Origin of the sequence: Gordonia prachuapensis, from assembly GCF_036350515.1 — a bacterium.
Lineage (GTDB): Bacteria > Actinomycetota > Actinomycetes > Mycobacteriales > Mycobacteriaceae > Gordonia > Gordonia prachuapensis.
This window is the reverse complement of sequence record NZ_JAZDUE010000006.1, coordinates 1-17,475: the sequence shown is the minus strand read 5'-3', so window position 1 is coordinate 17,475 and position 17,475 is coordinate 1. Positions and strand designations below refer to the sequence as shown.

Annotated in this window: 16 protein-coding genes and 1 pseudogene; 11 read left to right on the top strand and 6 right to left on the bottom strand. The window is 65.1% G+C overall.

Annotated elements, in window-relative coordinates:
* Window positions 1-318: 318 nt before the first annotated feature.
* On the top strand, window positions 319-1,095 hold the full coding sequence (locus V1Y59_RS08370; protein ID WP_330504369.1) for a glutamine amidotransferase: 777 nt from the start codon (window positions 319-321) through the stop codon (window positions 1,093-1,095).
* A 50-nt stretch (window positions 1,096-1,145) separates the two neighbouring features.
* On the opposite strand, the gene V1Y59_RS08365 is transcribed toward V1Y59_RS08370, so the two are convergent.
* Window positions 1,146-1,568 carry a DUF1801 domain-containing protein gene (locus V1Y59_RS08365; protein WP_330504368.1) on the bottom strand — a complete coding sequence of 141 codons (423 nt, stop codon included), beginning with the start codon at window positions 1,566-1,568 and terminating at the stop codon, window positions 1,146-1,148.
* A 4-nt stretch (window positions 1,569-1,572) separates the two neighbouring features.
* Entirely contained in the window at window positions 1,573-2,013 is a 441-nt protein-coding gene (locus tag V1Y59_RS08360) for a MarR family winged helix-turn-helix transcriptional regulator (RefSeq protein ID WP_330504367.1), read from the bottom strand.
* Window positions 2,014-2,073: 60 nt separating this feature from the next.
* On the opposite strand from V1Y59_RS08360, the gene V1Y59_RS08355 reads away from it, so the two are divergent.
* Window positions 2,074-2,991 (top strand): alpha/beta fold hydrolase, encoded by a 918-nt coding sequence (locus V1Y59_RS08355; RefSeq protein WP_330504366.1) that lies wholly within the window; start codon window positions 2,074-2,076, stop codon window positions 2,989-2,991.
* Between the two features lie 4 nt (window positions 2,992-2,995).
* Here the strand turns inward: V1Y59_RS08355 and V1Y59_RS08350 are convergent, their stop codons facing one another.
* Window positions 2,996-5,587, bottom strand: a complete 2,592-nt coding sequence (locus V1Y59_RS08350) for an AMP-binding protein (protein WP_330504364.1) — start codon at window positions 5,585-5,587, stop codon at window positions 2,996-2,998.
* Between the two features lie 280 nt (window positions 5,588-5,867).
* Here V1Y59_RS08350 and V1Y59_RS08345 point away from each other — a divergent pair, with 280 nt between their 5' ends.
* The 7 genes from V1Y59_RS08345 (at window position 5,868) to V1Y59_RS08315 (ending at window position 13,085) form a co-directional block, all read left to right on the top strand.
* Window positions 5,868-6,158: a hypothetical protein gene (locus V1Y59_RS08345; protein ID WP_330504363.1), complete on the top strand. Its 291-nt coding sequence runs from the start codon at window positions 5,868-5,870 to the stop codon at window positions 6,156-6,158.
* Window positions 6,155-6,979 carry a hypothetical protein gene (locus tag V1Y59_RS08340; RefSeq protein WP_330504362.1) on the top strand — a complete coding sequence of 275 codons (825 nt, stop codon included), beginning with the start codon at window positions 6,155-6,157 and terminating at the stop codon, window positions 6,977-6,979. The genes V1Y59_RS08345 and V1Y59_RS08340 overlap by 4 nt, the downstream gene beginning before the upstream one ends.
* Window positions 6,980-7,037: 58 nt before the next feature.
* The gene (locus tag V1Y59_RS08335; RefSeq protein WP_330504361.1) at window positions 7,038-8,960 is read left to right on the top strand and encodes a fumarate reductase/succinate dehydrogenase flavoprotein subunit; all 1,923 of its coding nucleotides are present in this window, start codon (window positions 7,038-7,040) and stop codon (window positions 8,958-8,960) included.
* Between the two features lie 37 nt (window positions 8,961-8,997).
* Window positions 8,998-9,744: a succinate dehydrogenase/fumarate reductase iron-sulfur subunit gene (locus V1Y59_RS08330; RefSeq protein ID WP_330504360.1), complete on the top strand. Its 747-nt coding sequence runs from the start codon at window positions 8,998-9,000 to the stop codon at window positions 9,742-9,744.
* 174 nt (window positions 9,745-9,918) lie between these two features.
* The gene (locus V1Y59_RS08325; RefSeq protein WP_330504359.1) at window positions 9,919-11,292 is read left to right on the top strand and encodes an ammonium transporter; all 1,374 of its coding nucleotides are present in this window, start codon (window positions 9,919-9,921) and stop codon (window positions 11,290-11,292) included.
* Window positions 11,293-11,511, top strand: coding sequence for a hypothetical protein (locus tag V1Y59_RS08320; protein ID WP_330504358.1), 219 nt, complete (start codon window positions 11,293-11,295; stop codon window positions 11,509-11,511).
* 71 nt (window positions 11,512-11,582) lie between these two features.
* The gene (locus tag V1Y59_RS08315; RefSeq protein ID WP_330504357.1) at window positions 11,583-13,085 is read left to right on the top strand and encodes an amino acid permease; all 1,503 of its coding nucleotides are present in this window, start codon (window positions 11,583-11,585) and stop codon (window positions 13,083-13,085) included.
* Here V1Y59_RS08315 and V1Y59_RS08310 read toward each other — a convergent pair.
* Together V1Y59_RS08310 and V1Y59_RS08305 are read right to left on the bottom strand one after the other, a co-directional pair.
* Entirely contained in the window at window positions 13,078-13,701 is a 624-nt protein-coding gene (locus V1Y59_RS08310) for a GNAT family N-acetyltransferase (protein WP_330504356.1), read from the bottom strand. The genes V1Y59_RS08315 and V1Y59_RS08310 overlap by 8 nt on opposite strands.
* A 237-nt stretch (window positions 13,702-13,938) precedes the next feature.
* Complete coding sequence (locus V1Y59_RS08305; RefSeq protein ID WP_330504355.1) at window positions 13,939-14,511, bottom strand: TetR/AcrR family transcriptional regulator; 573 nt, start codon at window positions 14,509-14,511, stop codon at window positions 13,939-13,941.
* A 117-nt stretch (window positions 14,512-14,628) separates the two neighbouring features.
* Between V1Y59_RS08305 and V1Y59_RS08300 the strand changes: the two genes are divergently transcribed.
* Both V1Y59_RS08300 and V1Y59_RS08295 read left to right on the top strand, forming a co-directional pair.
* The gene (locus tag V1Y59_RS08300) at window positions 14,629-15,897 is read left to right on the top strand and encodes an oxygenase MpaB family protein (protein WP_330504354.1); all 1,269 of its coding nucleotides are present in this window, start codon (window positions 14,629-14,631) and stop codon (window positions 15,895-15,897) included.
* A 157-nt stretch (window positions 15,898-16,054) separates the two neighbouring features.
* Window positions 16,055-17,220 (top strand): annotated as a pseudogene (locus V1Y59_RS08295) (IS256 family transposase).
* Window positions 17,221-17,323: 103 nt separating this feature from the next.
* On the opposite strand, the gene V1Y59_RS08290 reads toward V1Y59_RS08295, so the two are convergent.
* Window positions 17,324-17,458, bottom strand: coding sequence for an IS3 family transposase (locus tag V1Y59_RS08290; protein WP_330504590.1), 135 nt, complete (start codon window positions 17,456-17,458; stop codon window positions 17,324-17,326).
* Window positions 17,459-17,475 lie beyond the last annotated feature (17 nt).

The window sequence follows — 17,475 nt, the reverse complement described above, 5'->3', positions numbered from 1 at the left end:
GGTCGACGTGATCACGTTGCATCCCCGCAGAGCCGGCTGCAGAGCGCTGAAGATGGCGGAGTGGGACATGTCGAGACCTCTCTGTTCATCTGTACCCGGCCACCTCGTCGCGACCGGAACCCCGATTTCGGAGTTACTGAGTACTCTCGCCGGATGCCATGAGGTCACCATGGACCGATCATGAGTAAATCTTCATGTGCGCCAGTGCTCGTGACGGCTTCGTCTCCTGGCCAACCGCGGGCGTCGGTAAGGTGCTGGTTTGGCGACGACAGTGCAGGCGTGGACCACAATGGATGTGGTCCCGACGGCGAGAGGCTCATGGAGAACACACGAACCCACCGGCCGTTTCTGCTGCTGTCGATCCGAGCCGAACCGCAGGCGGCCGACGACGAGGAGAGCTCGGTACTGCGTCTCGGTGGTCTCGCAGCAACAGATCTCTGTACGCTCAACGTGTCTCGGCAGGAGCTCGGTCACGTCGACCTCGACGACTGGTCGGGCATCATCCTCGGAGGTGGGCCGTTCAACGTCAGCGATCCGACGCCGACCAAGACCGAGACCCAGCTGCGGGTCGAGAACGAACTGCTCGACCTGATGTCGCGGGTCGTCGACGCCGACTTCCCTTTTCTCGGTTGCTGTTACGGCGTGGGCACGCTGGGCTCGGTGATCGGGGCGCGGATTGACCGGACGTACGGCGAGCCGGTGGGGGCGGTGGGAATCACGCTCACGTCCGACGGCAGGGCCGATCCGTTGTTCGCCGACGTGCCCGATACCTTCGACGCGTATGGCGGTCACAAGGAGGCGGCGTCGACGTTGCCGGAGACCGCTCTGCGTCTGGCGTTCTCACCCACGTGTCCGGTCCAGGCGTTTCGGGTGGGCGAGAACGTCTACGCCACACAGTTCCACCCCGAACTCGATGCGGCCGGCCTTGCGACGAGGATCGACGTCTACCGCGACTTCGGGTACTTCGCGCCGGAGGAGGCGGACTCGTTGAAGGTCGCGGCACGTGCACGCGATGCGCGGTATCCCGCGGCGATCCTGGCCAGGTTCGTTCAGCGCTATCGTCGCCCGCGGTCGGGTGAGGCCGGATTGCGGTGACGTCTCAGCGTCGAACCCCCCGCCCGCTCGAACGGAGGCGCAGTCATGGGTCAGGGGAGCGGGTCATCGCCCCGGCTGAACGCGATGCGGATGAGCCGACGAAGCACTGTGAGGTCGATCTGATCCAACCGTTTCACGTAGACGCAGCCCGCCCCCTCCGTGTAGGTGCCGAGCTCGGGGAGTAGGGCGGCGCCGTCCGGGAGGTCCTTCAGCCCGTAGAACGATATCGCCGACTTGCGGGGCGAGAATCCAACTTTGGGCCAGTCGCCCTGTGTCCGAGAGGTTTTCGATGGCGACACATACCGGTAGGTGCCGTAGCCGACGATCGACGGCCCCCACATCACACCCTCGACGCCGGTCTCGGCCCGCATGATCTCGTCGATCTGATGTCCTTCGTCCACGCGGCGGGCAGGGGATGCGGAGTCGAAGAACTCGGGGACCGAGGCGTCGGTGGGCTGGGTCTTGATCGCCATGAACTCACCCTACTGCCGCATTCATCCGGCCGATGAAGGATCGGATCACGTCGAGTTCGTCCTCCGGGTAGCTGTTCAGGACGTCGAGTGTTCGGTCGATGACCGGGCCGAAAAACTGCCACCCAAGCTCTGATGCCTTGTCCGTCACGGTCAGGACCACGCGCCGCCGATCGGCCGGGTCCCTCTCGCGCGCCACGAGTCCGGCCTGCTCGAGGCGATCGACGAGTGCGGTCACCGTGGCGCTGTTGAGATGCAGTTCGGCACCGAGCCATCCAGGTGTCGCCACCTGGCTGTGGCGCTGCGCGTCGAGTAGGGCGATCAGGGCGCGCACGTCGGTCGGGTGCATCCCGATCTGGTGGGCGAACTCCGCACCGAGAAGGTTGACGCGGATGCTGAGTGCGCGGATCTGGTGGACGAGGTCGATGTTCGACCGACGATCGGGCATGTCGAGGATTCCCTTCGATTTATCTTGACAATCAAGATACTCAACTGTTGAGATAAATGTGTGGCGAACAAGCTCGCACTCTCAGATTTTCCCGGCACCGACCTGGGTCGGCGATTCTCGAGCGCCTACGATTGGCTGCTCGCACGCTGGCCCGATGGCGCGACCAGTCGGCAGGTCACCGACCGGTTCGGCGTCACGCATGTGACCGTCGCCGGCCCGGACGCCGGCCCTCCGGTGCTGCTGCTCCATGGCGGCGGGGCGACGTCGATGGCCTGGACCGCATTGATCGAGCGGATCGGCGGAACCGGTCACCGATTCATCGCGCCGGACCTGATCGGGGACCCCGGCCGGAGTCGCAACACCGGCGACCGTCTCCGAACCGTCGATGATCTGTGTGCGTGGGTGAACACCGTTCTCATCGAAACATCATGTGAGCGGGTGGATGTGGTGGCCCACTCGTACGGAGCGATGCTCGCGCTCGCCTACGCGGTGCGCTTCCCCGAGCGTGTGGGTCGGCTGATCCTGCTCGATCCCAACTCGTGCTTCGCCGGAATCAGCCCGCGGTACCTGATGCACGCATTACCGATTCTGCTGCGTCCCAACGAGCGTCGTGAACGCAGGTTTCTCGGTTGGGAGACCGATGGCGCAGCGCTCGACGCCGATTGGGTCGAGCTCGTCGCGTCGGGTGCCGAGGGGTTTCCGTCATCTCGGACGATTGTTCCCCGCCGGCCCGGCCGAACGGACCTCGCGGGACTGGATGGTCACCGGGTCACCGTCGTGCTCGCACCGGGGAGCCGAGTTCACCGCCCGCCTCGAATTGCAGACCGGGTTGCCGACCTCATGCCGGCCGCATCGGTGGTGATGCTGTCCGCGGGAACCCATCACACGCTTCCGATGTCACCGTCCGACGAGCTGGCCGGTGTGGTTCGCAGCGCGCTCGACGAAGGGCTACGTGACCAGCGACAGGCTCTGCATTGACCGGTCAGCTGACCCCCGACGCCGCCGGCGCCGGCCCGAGAGCCGATTCCATCGCACCAGCGGTCTGGCTGACGTGCGGCACCCGGATCATCGAATTGTGATCGGCGTCGATGTCGACGGTCCGCACCGGACCGGTGGTGAAGAATCCCCAGAGTTCGGGTCCGTCGGTGTTGGTGCGGGCGCGCACCACTGTGATCGCACCCGAGTACGGGCTCGGACGGTGACGGCGGATCATGCGGGTCCCGAGGTTGAAGAACACCACCCACTGCAACACCGGGGGTAGGCGGACGAGTCCGGACAGATGGACGAGCACCCGCTGCCCGACCTGCTGCAGCACGCGCGCCGGGAGCGGGGCCGTGGGGGTCGGGTTCTCGTCACCGGTTCGGTCCGGCAGGACCTCGTCGGCACTGCTCAGCGAACTCCGCCGGAACGGCAGTCGGGACAGCAACCCGAAACGACCCGCTCGCAACCGATCAGCAAGGATCGGGTCGATCACCGAGTCGAGCACGATCACCTCGTCGCAGACCTGTCCGTCGCGGGCGAGCTGTGCCGCGGCCTCCACCGCCAGGAATCCGCCCAGCGAATACCCACCGATCTGGTAGGGGCCGTCCGGCTGGACAGATCGGATGTCGGAGACCGCACGCGCCGCCGCTTTTCGTACGGATCGATCTGCGCGAGCACGCTTCTCGATACCGCGCGCCTGGATGGCCACGACGGGGCGATCCGTGTCGAGGGCGCGCGCGAGCGGGGTCAGGCTGGTCCCGAGACTACCGGCGCCGGCGATCAGGAAGATCGGCCGGGCGGTGCCCGGACGCAACTGGACGATCGTCGCTCCGGTGGCGTTCTTCGATCGTTCCTTGCTGGCGGTCTCGATCGACGCGGCGAACTCCGCGATCGTGGGGCCCTCGTTCAGCATCGCCGTGGTGACCTCGACCTGCAGATGCTCGCGCACCTCGGTGACCATCGTGGCCGCGGCGAGCGAGTCGCCGCCGAGCGCGAAGAAGTCGTCATTGCGACCGACCGATTCGAGCCCCAGGACCTCGCACCACAGCATGTGCAGCCCGCGCTCCGTGAGTCCCCGAGGCGGTTCCGGCGTGGACGGCGGGGCCGGGGTCGGCAGCGCCGCCCGGTCGACCTTTCCGCGTTCGTTGCGGGGGATCTCGGTAACGATCACGATGTCCTGCGGAATCATCCACGCCGCCAACGACTTCCCGAGTTCCTTGCGGATCTCTGCCGTTGACGGGCTCCACTTGGCCGGATCGATCGCGATGTACGCGGCGAGGCGGGCGGCGTCGCGGTCCGCGGTGACCGCGGCGTCGACCGTCCAAGGAAGCGAACGGACCGCGGCCTCGACCTCGAGCGGTTCGACGAGATATCCGCGGATCTTGATGGCGTCGTCTCCGCGGCCGAGGAGCTGGAGGCGGCCGGATTCGTCGAAGCGTCCCAGATCGCCGGTGCGGTAACGCGTCCGGCCATCGTCGATGCGACTGAACCGGCGCGCGGTCATCTCGGGATCCCCGTGATAGCCGAGGGCGATGTGCGCGGACTTCACGATGACCTCACCGATGGAACCGGCGGCCACGTCGTCGTCGTTCTCGTCGATGACGCGAATCTGCTTGTCGGTGGCGGGAAGACCGGCGCCGAGGACGCCCGTCGGTACTTCGCGGTCCGGGTCGAACACGTTGAATGCCAGGTCGCCGACCTCGGAGGCGCCCGCCCACACGCAGAACGTTCCCTCAGGCGCCAGTTTCGTACGGAACAATTCGACGTCGCCGCTGTAGGACGGTTCGCCACATGTACTCAGCAGGCGGACGCTGTCCACCGTGTTCTCGGTGGCGAGTTCACCCAGCCAGGACCGCAGCAGCGACGGGGTGCAATGCACTGTGGTGACCTGCTCGGTGTCGAGCCAGTCCCGCAGCCCGACGGCGGTTCGTCGGCGCACGTCCCACAGGTGCATCGAAGCGCCGTTCAACAGACTCATCGACATCCCGTCGAGCCCGCCGCCGAAGCTCAACGGCAGCAGGACCGCGGCCCGGTCACCCGGTCCCAGTCCCATGAAGTCGCGGCCGTCCTGGGCGTGGTTGGGTTGCATCTTCTGTGACAACACGACGCCCTTCGGCGTTCCCGTCGACCCTGAGGTGAAGATCAGCACCGCCGGATCCTCGGGGGCCGGCTCGGGTGCCGGTGCGGCCGCGGGCGGCAGGGCAGCGATGTCGCCGGGTCCCAGGTGGATCGCGTCGCTGAGGCGGAGGATGTGCGCCCGACGGTCGGCCGGCAGAAACGGGTCCAGCGGCACCAGAGGGTGGCCCGAGCACACGACGGACAGCATCGCCACCACCGAGTCGACGTCGCACTCGATGTCGACGGCGACCGGCCGGGCCGGATCGTCGACGAACGCGGCAATCGCGCGCGCCTGGGCCTCGACGAGAGCCGCAGCCCGGCCGAAGGTGATCGACGACTCCGGCGTGCAGATCGCGACTTCGTCGGTATGCGTGGACGCGATCTCACGCCACCGCGCGGCGGCTGTCGAACTCGCAGGGCCACCTGGCGTGGGCGTGTGCGGCTGCGCTGGCGCCATCTCATCGAAACTACTCATCGGACCTCCTCCGGGAGACCTGGGACTGTGGGCGGGCGGCTCCGGGCTGTGGGGCGGCGACCGCGATGCGACCAGCCCGTCATCGACGCCGTCGTCGTCGACCACGACCGTTCGAGACGGGCATGGAACTCTCCCTCAACCTATATCGGATGGGGTTGACGGGCCGATCGCGCGGTCGTCGGCCGGGCCTGTGCGAGGCGGACACGTTCGGTCAAAGACGTTGACTGAAGGGTCCCTGCCAGTACTGTGGTGCATATCACACACCCTTGGAGGGAACGCCATGATGACGGCCGAGATGAAGGATCTTCATCGCAACATCGGAGCGCTGCGGCATCACATCGAGACGTTGAAGTCGCTGTACGGGGACGTCGACGCCGTTCGTCGGATGACCAACGACCTCGACCGGCTCGAGATCGACCTGCACGACTTCGAGCACGCACCACCGCCCCTGCGTAAGACTGTCAACAAAGACGACGTCGTCTATGTACCCGACAGCAAGTCGGACGAGGCGGCCTGGCTCGGTGCGCAGGATGAAGGGCTGGGCTTCCACTCGCGCGAGCGAACGAAGTGAGCGCCCCCGCGTCTGAGCGGGAGGCTACCGGGGTTTTCTCTCCGGGGCGGGCGCGCATTCTGGCGCGAACCCTTCGAGTGGACAGATGGTGGCTGTCGCCGCTGCTGACGACCCTCGGGCTGGCGACCTTCATCGTCTACGCGACGGTGCGTGCGTTCGTCCGCAGTGCCTACTGGGTCGAGGAGTATCACTACCTGACCCCGTTCTACTCGCCGTGTCTCAGTGAGTCGTGTGTGCCGGGATCGAGCCACTTCGGGACACCGTTCCCGGAACTCCCGATGTGGATTCCCCTCAATTTCCTGATCCTGCCGCTGCTCCTCGGCTTCCGCGTGACCTGCTACTACTACCGCAAGGCCTATTACCGTTCGATCTGGCTGTCGCCGCCGGCCTGCGCCGTGGCCGAGCCGCACGGCCGGTACACCGGGGAGACCCGCCTGCCGCTGATCATCCAGAACGCGCACCGCTACTTCTTCTATGCCGCCGTCATCATCTCCCTGATCAACACCTACGACGCGATTCTCGCGTTCCACGGTGAGGGCGGAGGCTTCGGATTCGGTCTGGGCAACGTGATCCTCGTGGTGAACGTGACCCTGTTGTGGGCGTACACGCTGTCGTGTCATTCGTGTCGACATGTGACCGGCGGCCGATTGAAACACTTCTCGGCACATCCGGTCCGGTATTGGATCTGGACTCAGGTGTCGAAGCTCAACACCCGGCACATGCAGTTCGCCTGGATCACGCTCGGCACATTGATGCTCACCGACTTCTACGTCATGCTCGTCGCCAGCAACACGATCTCCGACCTGAGATTCGTGGGCTGATCCGATGCCCTTGTACTTCTTGTCGCACAAACGATTTCATGTTGGGAGCCTCCGCTAGATGACCGAACCGGAACGCCACAAATACGACGTCGTCGTCATCGGAGCAGGTGGTGCGGGTCTGCGGGCGGTCATCGAGGCCCGCGAGAAGGGCTACTCGGTCGCGGTGGTCTGCAAGTCGCTGTTCGGCAAGGCCCACACCGTGATGGCCGAGGGCGGGTGCGCCGCATCGATGGGCAACGCCAATTCGAAGGACAACTGGCAGACGCATTTCAAGGACACGATGCGCGGCGGCAAGTTCCTCAACAACTGGCGAATGGCCGAACTGCACGCCAAGGAGGCGCCGGACCGGGTCTGGGAGCTGGAAACCTATGGCGCGCTGTTCGATCGCACCGACGACGGACGAATCGCCCAGCGCAACTTCGGTGGCCACACCTACCCGAGGCTGGCGCACGTCGGCGACCGGACCGGCCTGGAACTGATCCGGACCATGCAGCAGAAGATCGTCTCGCTGCAGCAGGAGGATCACGCCGCCACCGGCGACTACGAGTCGCGCATCAAGGTGTTCGCCGAATGCACCATCACTGAGCTGCTCAAGGACGGCGATCAGATCGCCGGAGCCTTCGGCTACTGGCGCGAGTCAGGCAGATTCGTCGTCTTCGAATCGCCGGCGGTGGTGCTCGCGACCGGCGGTATCGGCAAGTCGTTCAAGGTGACGTCGAACTCCTGGGAGTACACCGGCGACGGCCACGCGTTGGCGTTGCGGGCCGGTGCGAGCCTCATCAACATGGAGTTCGTCCAGTTCCATCCGACCGGAATGGTGTGGCCGCCCAGTGTCAAGGGCATCCTGGTGACCGAAGGGGTGCGCGGCGACGGCGGGGTCCTGAAGAACACCGAAGGCAAGCGGTTCATGTTCGACTACATCCCGCCGGTCTTCAAGGGGCAGTACGCCGAATCCGAGGACGAGGCCGACAAATGGCTCGCCGACAACGACAGCGCCCGCCGCACCCCCGATCTGCTGCCCCGCGACGAGGTCGCCCGCGCGATCAACGAAGAGGTCAAGGCCGGTCGCGGCACCGAGCACGGCGGCGTATACCTCGACATCGCCTCCCGCCTGCCCGCCGACGAGATCATGCGCAGGCTGCCCTCGATGCACCACCAGTTCAAGGAACTCGCCGACGTCGACATCACCGCCGAACCCATGGAGGTCGGACCCACCTGCCACTACGTGATGGGTGGGATCGAGGTCGATCCGGACACCGCGGCGTCGAGCGTGCCGGGCCTGTTCGCCGCCGGCGAATGCTCAGGCGGCATGCACGGCTCGAATCGGTTGGGCGGCAACTCATTGTCGGACCTGCTGGTGTTCGGGCGGCGTGCCGGCCTCGGCGCGGCCTCCTACGTCGGGTCGCTACAGGACCGGCCCGCGATCGCCGCCGACGCCATCGAGCGGGCCGCGGCGTTCGCGTTGGCGCCCTTCGAGCCGGTCTCCGACGGTACCCCGGAGAACCCCTACGGCCTCTACACCGACCTCCAACAATCGATGAACGACCTGGTGGGCATCATCCGGAAAGAGTCCGAGGTGCAGGAGGCCATCACCGTCCTCGAGGACCTGCGCGGCCGACTCGGTTTCGTGCAGGTGGAGGGTCATCGCCAGTTCAATCCCGGCTGGCATCTGGCACTCGACCTACGAAACATGTTGCTGGTCTGCGAATGTGTCGCCAAGGCGGCGCTGCTACGCACCGAGAGCCGCGGCGGTCACACCCGCGACGACCACCCCTCGATGGACTCGAACTGGCGCAACACCCTGCTGGTCTGTACCGCCGACCGAGACGACGATTCACCCGTTCCGGAGGTCTCGGTGGTCACCGAGGAACAGGTCCCGATGCGTCCGGATCTGTTGGAGCTGTTCGATTTCCCCGAGGTCGAGAAGTACTACACCGCCGGTGAGATCGCCGGGCACCCCGACGCCGGGGGCGAGAGCTGACCGCGACGGGGAGAGCTGACCGCGACAAGGAGAGCAGATGGGCTACGACGCGAAGTTCCGGGTCTGGCGAGGTGACAGTGATTCCGGTGAGCTCCGGGACTACACGGTGCTCGCCAACGACGGCGAGGTGGTGCTCGACATCATCCACCGGCTGCAGGCGACACAGACGCCCGACCTCGCCGTGCGCTGGAACTGCAAGGCCGGCAAGTGCGGATCCTGCTCGGCAGAGGTCAACGGGCGCCCCAAACTGCTGTGCATGACCCGGATGTCGACCTTCACCGAGGACGAGGTGATCACGGTGACCCCGATGCGGACGTTCCCGGTGATCCGCGACCTGGTCACCGACGTCTCGTTCAACTATGCGAAGGCCCGCGAGATCCAGTCGTTCACGCCTCCCGAAGGACTGAAGCCGGGGGAGTACCGGATGAAGCAGGTCGATGTGGCGCGGTCGCAGGAGTTCCGCAAGTGCATCGAGTGCTTCCTCTGTCAGGACACCTGCCACGTGATCCGCGATCACGAGGACAACAAGGAGAACTTCGCCGGCCCTCGCTACCTGATGCGGGTGGCGGAGCTCGACATGCATCCGCTCGACGTGGCCGAGCGGCGCGATTCCGCGCAGGCCGAACACGGTCTGGGACTCTGCAACATCACCAAGTGTTGTACGGACGTGTGCCCGGAGCACATCAAGATCACCGACAACGCGCTGATCCCGATGAAGGAACGCGTGGTGGATCGCCGCTACGACCCGTTGGTGTGGCTGGGCAACAAACTCTTTCGTCGCTAGCAAAGAAGATCACCACTGGTGTGGACGTCGTGGCAGGCGACAACGAGCGATTTACGTCGCATTAACCATCGAGGAACGCGACGAAACGTTCGCTAACTTAAGGTCAGACCTGCGTACACCGATAGTGCGCGCCGAACACTGTTGCGAAACACTCCTGCCAGCGGAGGTCTGCCCGTGCCACCAGACGTCGAGGACGCCATCACCACGATGGGGTCGGTCAACAACGAGTTTTTCTACTGGATGTCCATCGCCCTGATGATGCTGATCCACGCGGGATTCCTCGCCTACGAGATCGGTGCGTCACGCTCCAAGAACGTGCTCGCCACAGCGATGAAGAATCTGCTCGCCTTCGCGACCATCATCGCCTCGTTCTTCTTCGTCGGCTGGTTCCTGTACAACGCGATGCCCAGCGGGTACATCGAGATGTCGGACGCCGCGCAGGCCGCGCTGCCGTGGAGCGACAACATGGGGCCGAACACCGCGGACTCCGCGAGCGGCATCTTCTGGGGTGCGTTCGCACTGTTCGCCGCCACCACCGGCTCGATCATGTCCGGTGCCGTGCTCGAACGCATCCGCACCAGCGCTTTCCTCGTGCTCACCGTCCTCGTCGGTTCGGTCGTCTGGATCATCGGCGCGGCATGGGGCTGGCACGGCGCGGGCTGGATGCTCACCGAACTCGGCTTCCACGACGTGGGAGCCGCCGGTTGCGTCCACATGATCGCCGGATTCGCAGCACTCGGCATCCTGATCAACCTCGGGCCACGTCGGGGCCGGTTCCTGCCCGACGGCACACCGGTCACCATCCGGCCGCACAACCTGCCGCTCACGATGCTCGGGCTCTTCCTGATCTTCACCGGCTTCTTCGGGTTCCTGATGGGTTGTGTCATCTACAGCAACGAGGGCTACGCCACCATCTACGGCAGCCCGACCACGCTGTCCGCCTTCGCCTTCAACACCCTGATGGGCCTCGCCGGCGGCATCATCGGCGCCTACATGACGTCTCGCGGCGAACCGTTCTGGACCATCTCCGGTGGTCTCGCCGGAGTGATCGGCGTGGCTGCGGGTCTGGACCTGTACCACCCGGCGCTGGCGTTCCTCATCGCACTGGGAGCCGGCGCACTGATCCCGTTCATCGGAAAGCTGTTGGAGAAGTTCAAGATCGATGACGTGGTGGGTGCCGTGTCGGTGCACGGTGGCATCGGCCTGTACTCGCTGACGATGGCCGGAATCTTCTTGGCCGGTTACCCCAACACCGACGGGAATCCCTCGATCTCGCTGTGGGGTCAGCTCGTCGGGGCCGCGGTGTTCGCCGCGCTCGGCTTCATCCCGGCCTACCTGGTGTCCCTGGCGTTGAAGAAGGCCGGACTGTTGCGCATTCCGCCCGAGGTGGAAGAGCAGGGTCTGGACCTCAGTGAGGTTCCGGCGACACCGTATCCCGAGGGCATCCCGGTGACCCTCATGCGCGGGGACACCGGCGACATCGTCGCCGTGCCGACCGAGGACGCCGACGCCGACGCGGTGGTAGTTCCGACAGAAGAGGTGAAGTAGATGTTCAGCCCTATCGATTCCTATGACGAACTCGGCGTGGTGTTCACCTTCGGTGGATTCTCGGTGGGTGTGTGGATCGTCTTCCTGCTGGCGGTTGTGCTCTTCGTCGGATTCTTCGTGGCGATGGTCCGCCACGAGAACCACGCGTACAAATCCATCATCGAGCACACGCCGATCGAGAAAGGCCCTGCGGCCGAAGGTGAACCGCCGGTGTACTGAGCCGGTGCCCCGCCGTCGCGGATGATCGCGATCACCGGGCCGAGTGACTGGACACCCGTTAAAATCTGCGGGTGTCCAGTCCTCTGGGGATCACCCCCGACGAGTCCCTGCGCAAGGGGCTGCGAACGCGTCACATCAGCATGCTCGCCCTGGGCGGTGCCATTGGTACCGGTCTGTTCGTGGCGTCGGGCGCCACCATCGCCGACGCCGGTCCTGGTGGCGCCATCACCGCGTACCTGCTCATGGGGTGCATGGTCTTCTTCCTCATGCAGAGTCTGGGCGAGATGTCGGCGTACATCCCGTGCAGCAACCCTTTCGAGGAGTACGGAAAGCGTTTCGTGAGTGAATCATTCGGCTTCGCGGCCGGATGGAACTATTGGTTCAACTGGTCGATCACTCTGGCCGCCGAGGTCGTCGCGGCCGGCCTGATCATGAAGTTCTGGCTGCCCGACGTACCGTCGTGGATCTGGTCGGTGGTCTTCCTCGGTGGCCTGCTCGCGCTGAATCTGTTCGCGGTCAAGGCGTTCGGCGAGGCCGAGTTCTGGTTCGCCTCCATCAAGGTGATCGCGGTGGTGATCTTCCTGATCGTCGGCACGCTGTTGGTGCTAGGTGTCGTCGGCGATCAACCCTCGCCGGGGTTCAGCAACTGGACCATCGGCGAGGCGCCATTCGTCGACTTCCCGCTCGGCATGCTGTCGGTGTTCCTGCTCGCCGGTTTCGCATTCCAGGGCACCGAGATGATCGCGGTCGCCGCGGGTGAGGCGCTGGAGCCGAAGAAGGCGATCCCGCGTGCGGTGCGCACCGTCTTCGTCCGGATTCTGCTGTTCTACGTGGGCACGCTCACCATCATCGCGTTCCTGATCCCGTACAACGATCCGAATCTGCTCAATGCCTCCGAGGAGAACATCGCGATCGCCCCGTTCACCCTGGTGTTCTCCGAGGCGGGTATCGCCGTTGCGGCGTCGATGATGAACGCGGTGATCCTGATCGCCATCCTGTCCGCGGGCAACGCCAGTCTGTTCGCCGCGACCCGCGCGCTGTACGGGCTGTCCGTGCAGGGCAGCGCCCCTCATCTGTTCAGCCGGGTCACCCGCTCGGGCGTCCCCATCTTGGCGGTGGCCGCGACCGCCGCGATCGGAGCGCTCTGCTTCCTGGCCAGCAGGGTGGGCGACGGGCGGGCATACGTATGGCTGGTGACCGCGTCGTCGGTGGCCGGTTTCGTCACGTGGATGGGTATCGCCTGGGCGCACTACCGTTTCCGGCGTGCCTGGAACCTGCAGGGTCGCCCGCTAGACGAGCTTCCGTACAAGGCGTGGCTGTATCCCGCCGGGCCGGTCATCGCGCTCGGCATGTGCATCCTCGTGATCGCCGGCCAGAACCTCGGCGCCATTCGTGACGGCACCGCCGCGGATCTGGAACTGTGGCTCACCGCCTATGGCGCGCTGATCGTGTTCCTCGGGCTCTGGTGGGGCCACAAACTGATCACCCACTCGCCGACAGTGGATCTGCGCACCGCGGATCTGTCACCCACGTCCGCGGCGTCCGCCCACCATGACGCCGAGCTGATCAGCTGACCGAACTCGGCCGGTACATGGGCCACACCCGTGGCCCGTCGAAGGGCAACGTGATCTCGCCCGTCACCTGGAAGCCGAAGCGCTCGTACAGGGGGATGTTGCGCTCATTGGAACTCTCGAGGTAGGCCGGGCCCTCGATATCGGCGAGCCGGGCCTCCAGCAGTGTGGTGCCGATGCCTTGTCCGCGTTCGGGCGCTCCGATCTGTCCGAGATACCAATGTGGCTCCTTTGGTCGGTGCTTGGCGAATGCCAGCTCCATGGCGATCCCGCGCCGTGTCCGCGGCCCCAACGCCCGGGCCATGGCGATCGTGGACGCCACGTGACTGCGTGCGGTGATCCGGTGACTCGGCGGGTCCCAGGCCGCAACGCCCACCGGGCGACCGTCGCGGGTCGCGAGGTCCAGGCAGGCCTGCGGGCCGTGGAGGTACTTCAGCACGATGTCGAAGAGCACCGCCTGACGTCGGGTGTCCGGCTGCATCCACACCATCACCGGGTCGTCGGCAAAGGCCTGGGTGAGGAGAGCGCCGGCGATGGCCAGATCGGTCGTCGGGGCGACGTCGACGGGGACAGCGCTGTGTGGGTTGTGCATGTTGTCTGGGTTGTGAATCAGTGTCATGCCGAACACGCTCACATCCGGATCTCTCAACCCGCTCTCAGAACTGTCTCAACGCCGACGGCGGCTGCGCGCCTCACTATGTGGCGCCCGTACAGAAACCGCTGCGGTACAGGGCGCCGCGCAACTCCTGTTCAGAAGAGGTTCGGGCTCAGTGAGCTGCAATGGATGACAGTCGGCGACTGTCCGGCCACCAGCTGAACCGTTGGAATCCTTCTTGCCGAATAGGTCTGGCCCCGATCAGCCGGACTCGAAGCCATGTGGCGGGGCGATCAGTCGTGGGACGCTGTACGCGAAGAACTCTCGTCGCTTTTCGGGATCATCGAAATCGGTGGTGGCCGCCTCGCTGAGCACGCTCGAGAGTGTCAGCCGGATCAGCGCCTCGGCGGCCAACGTCGCGTCGGTTCGGGCCATCCCGAAGTGTTCGTCGAGCAGGCCGACGGTGACCTCGATCGCCGGCCGCATCAGAGTTGCGGCCCCGGTTGTCAGGAATGGCGCGAGTGCCTGGGGTTCGGTCTCGACGAGCCGTTGCAGTAGTTGATCCTGGCGGAGCAATGTCACGACGGTTGTCAGGGCGTCGATCATCGCGTCGAGTGGATCACTGGCGTCGGCATAGAGCGTGGTGACGCTGTCGATGACGCGTTGAGCGTCGCGCCCGATGAGGGCACGTACGACGGCATCACGGTTGTCGAAATGCCGGTAGAGCCACTTACGTGAAATGCCGGCGTCGGCGGCGAGTTCCGACATCGTCGTTCGGCTGATGCCCTGCGCGGCAAAACGAATGCGCGCGGCGTCGAGAATTTTCGCGGCCATCTCTGTAGAGGGCGCTGCCGGGACTATCGGGCCCCACGGGGTCATATCAGCGGGGTCGTCATCTGCCACGACTCTCACAGTATACAAATCAGAGGAATATGTGTACGGTAACAAATTATGACAAAGTGTGAACAGTCGGATCGTGACCGCTGGTTCATCTTGGCTGATCCGCGGCGCGCGGAACGAGCGCGAGCCGCCCGCTTACTTCACCCACCACACCTGGTCGACCTGGCGGTTGGGGGACTGTGCGAACACGACGAACTCGCATCTGCCTTGCTCGATGAGTTCGACCGGCTGCCGGCAACCCACGGACGACACCTCCTGGAGGCAGCCCTCGATGACGGTCTCGACGCGATTGCCGACGCGCCGTCCCGGGTGCGTGAGCTGGTGGCCGAGCTGATCACACCGCCGTCGTGGGTCGATCAGGACCTGTTCGACCGGGGCGCGGCCATGTGGTGGCGGATCAGCATGGTCAACAGCGTGGCGATGCTCGCCGCTCTGGTATCTGCCTACCAGTACGGCGATCTCGTCAAACCGTTGGTGATGAACGGCCGGTTCCGGCAGATGGGCGCCCGGCGCTTCGAAGAGACCGCTCGATGGACCATCGCGGCCGCCGCGCCGGGTGCGATGCTGCCTCGGAGCGAGGGCTTCCGCGAGACTGTGCGGTTACGCATGCTGCATGCCACGATCGGCCGCAACTTCGCGGCGTCAGGACGCTGGAACGAGCTCGCCTGGGGCGCACCGGTCAACATGACCGCAGCATCGCTGACGAACATCGGATTCTTCCTGGCGCCGCTGCGGGGGCTTCAACTGGCCGGAGTGCCACTGTCTGACGACGATTGCCACGCGATGGCCCACCAGTGGTCGGCCATCGGGTCGATGCTGGGACTTCCAGACCGGTTGCTTCCGGACTCGGTGGAGTGGGCCGACGAGTTCCGCCTCGCCGCATTCGCAGTGCTCGACGAGCCCGATGACAGCTCGAGAGAGATGGTGGCGTCTCTGCGCGAGAACGTGATCAGCCCGGCCGCGGCCTTCCCCGAATTCATCGAGATCCGGGCCGGCGCATCGATGCGCCGTGTCAGCTCACGCGCGTTGATGGCGATGAGCCGGCCATTCATCGAACAACACGTCAGCCGCGAAACCGCAGATCTCCTCGGTGTCCCCAACGGGCCGCTCACACACTGGATCAAGCTCGCGCGTCCATTCGTCAAGATGCGTGAAGCTGTTCGCCGGACCGGACTACTCGGATCCGATCTCGAGATCGGTGAACGCCAGCGGCGAGCGTTCGGCCGTCGTCTCGACCTCATGGGTGCAGCACACCGTCCGGCGCGAGTCGACGACATGCCTACTCCCGCACAACTTCGTGCCGATCCGCAAAGTCTGTGAAGTGCAGTTCGGCGCTAAGGTGAGTCCCCTCGGATGGTGGGATTTCGGGGCTGAGGTGACCTGGCACTGAGCGGGTCGGTGCCCGGTCGCGGCGGGCCATCGCGTAGTGGTCAGTGAGTTACCTACCAAGTGACTTAACATTAAGACACACAACGCGATGACCCACGACCATTCTCCCTTGCGCGCTCAGCTGGATGCACTCACCTCCGCCGCTTCTGGAGCGGTGTTCGCCGAGTTGCTCAGAGCGGGGTTACAAGCACTGATCGAGGCCGAGGCGACCGAGAAGATCGGCGCGAACCGTTATGTCGAGGTCAAGATAGGCAAGCTGCGAGCTGGGTCATTCTCCCGAGCCTGCTTGAACGACGCCGAAGCATAAACAAAGTCCTGCTCGTGGTGGTGATGGAAGCCTACGCCCACGGCGTGTACACCCGTAGCGTCGATGATCTGGTCAACGCCCTCGGCGTCGCCTCGGGCATCGCCAAGTCCGAGGTCTCGCGTATCTGCGCCGGCCTCGACAAGGACCGTGACCGCGTTCGGTGAACGCTCCCTGACCCACACCGAGTTCCCCTACGTGTTCGCTGATGCCGCTTTCTTCAAGGTTCGGGTCGGCGCCCATGCGGTGTCTCAAGCTTTGGTCGTGGCGACCGGAGTGTCGATCGAAGGCACCGGCGAGGTACTGGGCACCGCGGTCAGCGACAGCGAGTCCTTCGAGTTCTGGCGCGAGTTCCTCGCCTCGCTGAAGGCGCGAGGGCTGTCGGGAGCGCATCAGGTCGTCTCGGATGCCCACGCTGGGTTGAAAGCGGCTGTGGCCCAGCAGTTCACGAACTTCTCGTGGCAGCGTCGCCGAGTGCATTTCATGCGCAACCTGCACGGCGCGGTGTCAGCGAAGCAGGCACCGGTGGTAACCGCGGCGCTCAAAGCCATCTTCGCTCATACCGAACCGGCAGAGGTTGCCGCGCAGTGGGACCAGGTCGCCGAAACCCTCGAGGCGTCGTTCCCGAAGGTGGCACGATGATGGCCGAGGCCAAGCCCGGACGTGCTTGCGTTCACCGCATTCCCGAAATCACAATGGCAGAAGACCTGGTCGAACAACCCGATCGAACGGCTGAACAAGGAGATCAAACGCCGCGCTGATGTCGTGGACATCTTCCCCGATCCGCCGGCGGTTCTGGGTTGGCGACCGCCGTCGTGATCGAGGCCCATGACGAATGGCAGGTCACCCGCCGCTACCTGTCCGACATCAGCATGGCGGAACTGCGCAAGGTCATCGCCGCCAAACGCCAGACCGCAGAACTGGTCGACGCAGCACGCCAAATCGCCTAACACCCATCACGACTCGTCGATCACAACGCGTGGCTCAGGCCGATCCGAAGTCCACCACCGCACGGGGCACTGTGTGGTTCCCCCGGAATCGTGGAGGACTCCTCTATGCGGCTTTGGGTTCGGTGCGCGCGGCGTTCTCGTAGTCGACCGGGCTCACCATCCCGATCGCGCTGTGGCGGCGTTGGTGATTGTAGAAGCCGTAGCACCAGTCCAACACCACTGCCTGTGCCTGCATGATAGTGTTGAAATCGTTGC

Bases quoted from the DNA above. Each gene is read 5' to 3' on its own strand.
- V1Y59_RS08370 (WP_330504369.1), top strand. From the start codon at position 319: ATGGAGAACACACGAACCCACCGGCCGTTTCTGCTGCTGTCGATCCGA.
- V1Y59_RS08345 (WP_330504363.1), top strand. From the start codon at position 5,868: ATGATGACGGCCGAGATGAAGGATCTTCATCGCAACATCGGAGCGCTG.
- V1Y59_RS08360 (WP_330504367.1), bottom strand. From the start codon at position 2,013: ATGCCCGATCGTCGGTCGAACATCGACCTCGTCCACCAGATCCGCGCA.
- V1Y59_RS08335 (WP_330504361.1), top strand. From the start codon at position 7,038: ATGACCGAACCGGAACGCCACAAATACGACGTCGTCGTCATCGGAGCA.
- V1Y59_RS08310 (WP_330504356.1), bottom strand. From the start codon at position 13,701: ATGACACTGATTCACAACCCAGACAACATGCACAACCCACACAGCGCT.
- V1Y59_RS08330 (WP_330504360.1), top strand. From the start codon at position 8,998: ATGGGCTACGACGCGAAGTTCCGGGTCTGGCGAGGTGACAGTGATTCC.
- V1Y59_RS08305 (WP_330504355.1), bottom strand. From the start codon at position 14,511: ATGGCCGCGAAAATTCTCGACGCCGCGCGCATTCGTTTTGCCGCGCAG.
- V1Y59_RS08320 (WP_330504358.1), top strand. From the start codon at position 11,293: ATGTTCAGCCCTATCGATTCCTATGACGAACTCGGCGTGGTGTTCACC.
- V1Y59_RS08350 (WP_330504364.1), bottom strand. From the start codon at position 5,587: ATGAGTAGTTTCGATGAGATGGCGCCAGCGCAGCCGCACACGCCCACG.
- V1Y59_RS08300 (WP_330504354.1), top strand. From the start codon at position 14,629: ATGACAAAGTGTGAACAGTCGGATCGTGACCGCTGGTTCATCTTGGCT.
- V1Y59_RS08365 (WP_330504368.1), bottom strand. From the start codon at position 1,568: ATGGCGATCAAGACCCAGCCCACCGACGCCTCGGTCCCCGAGTTCTTC.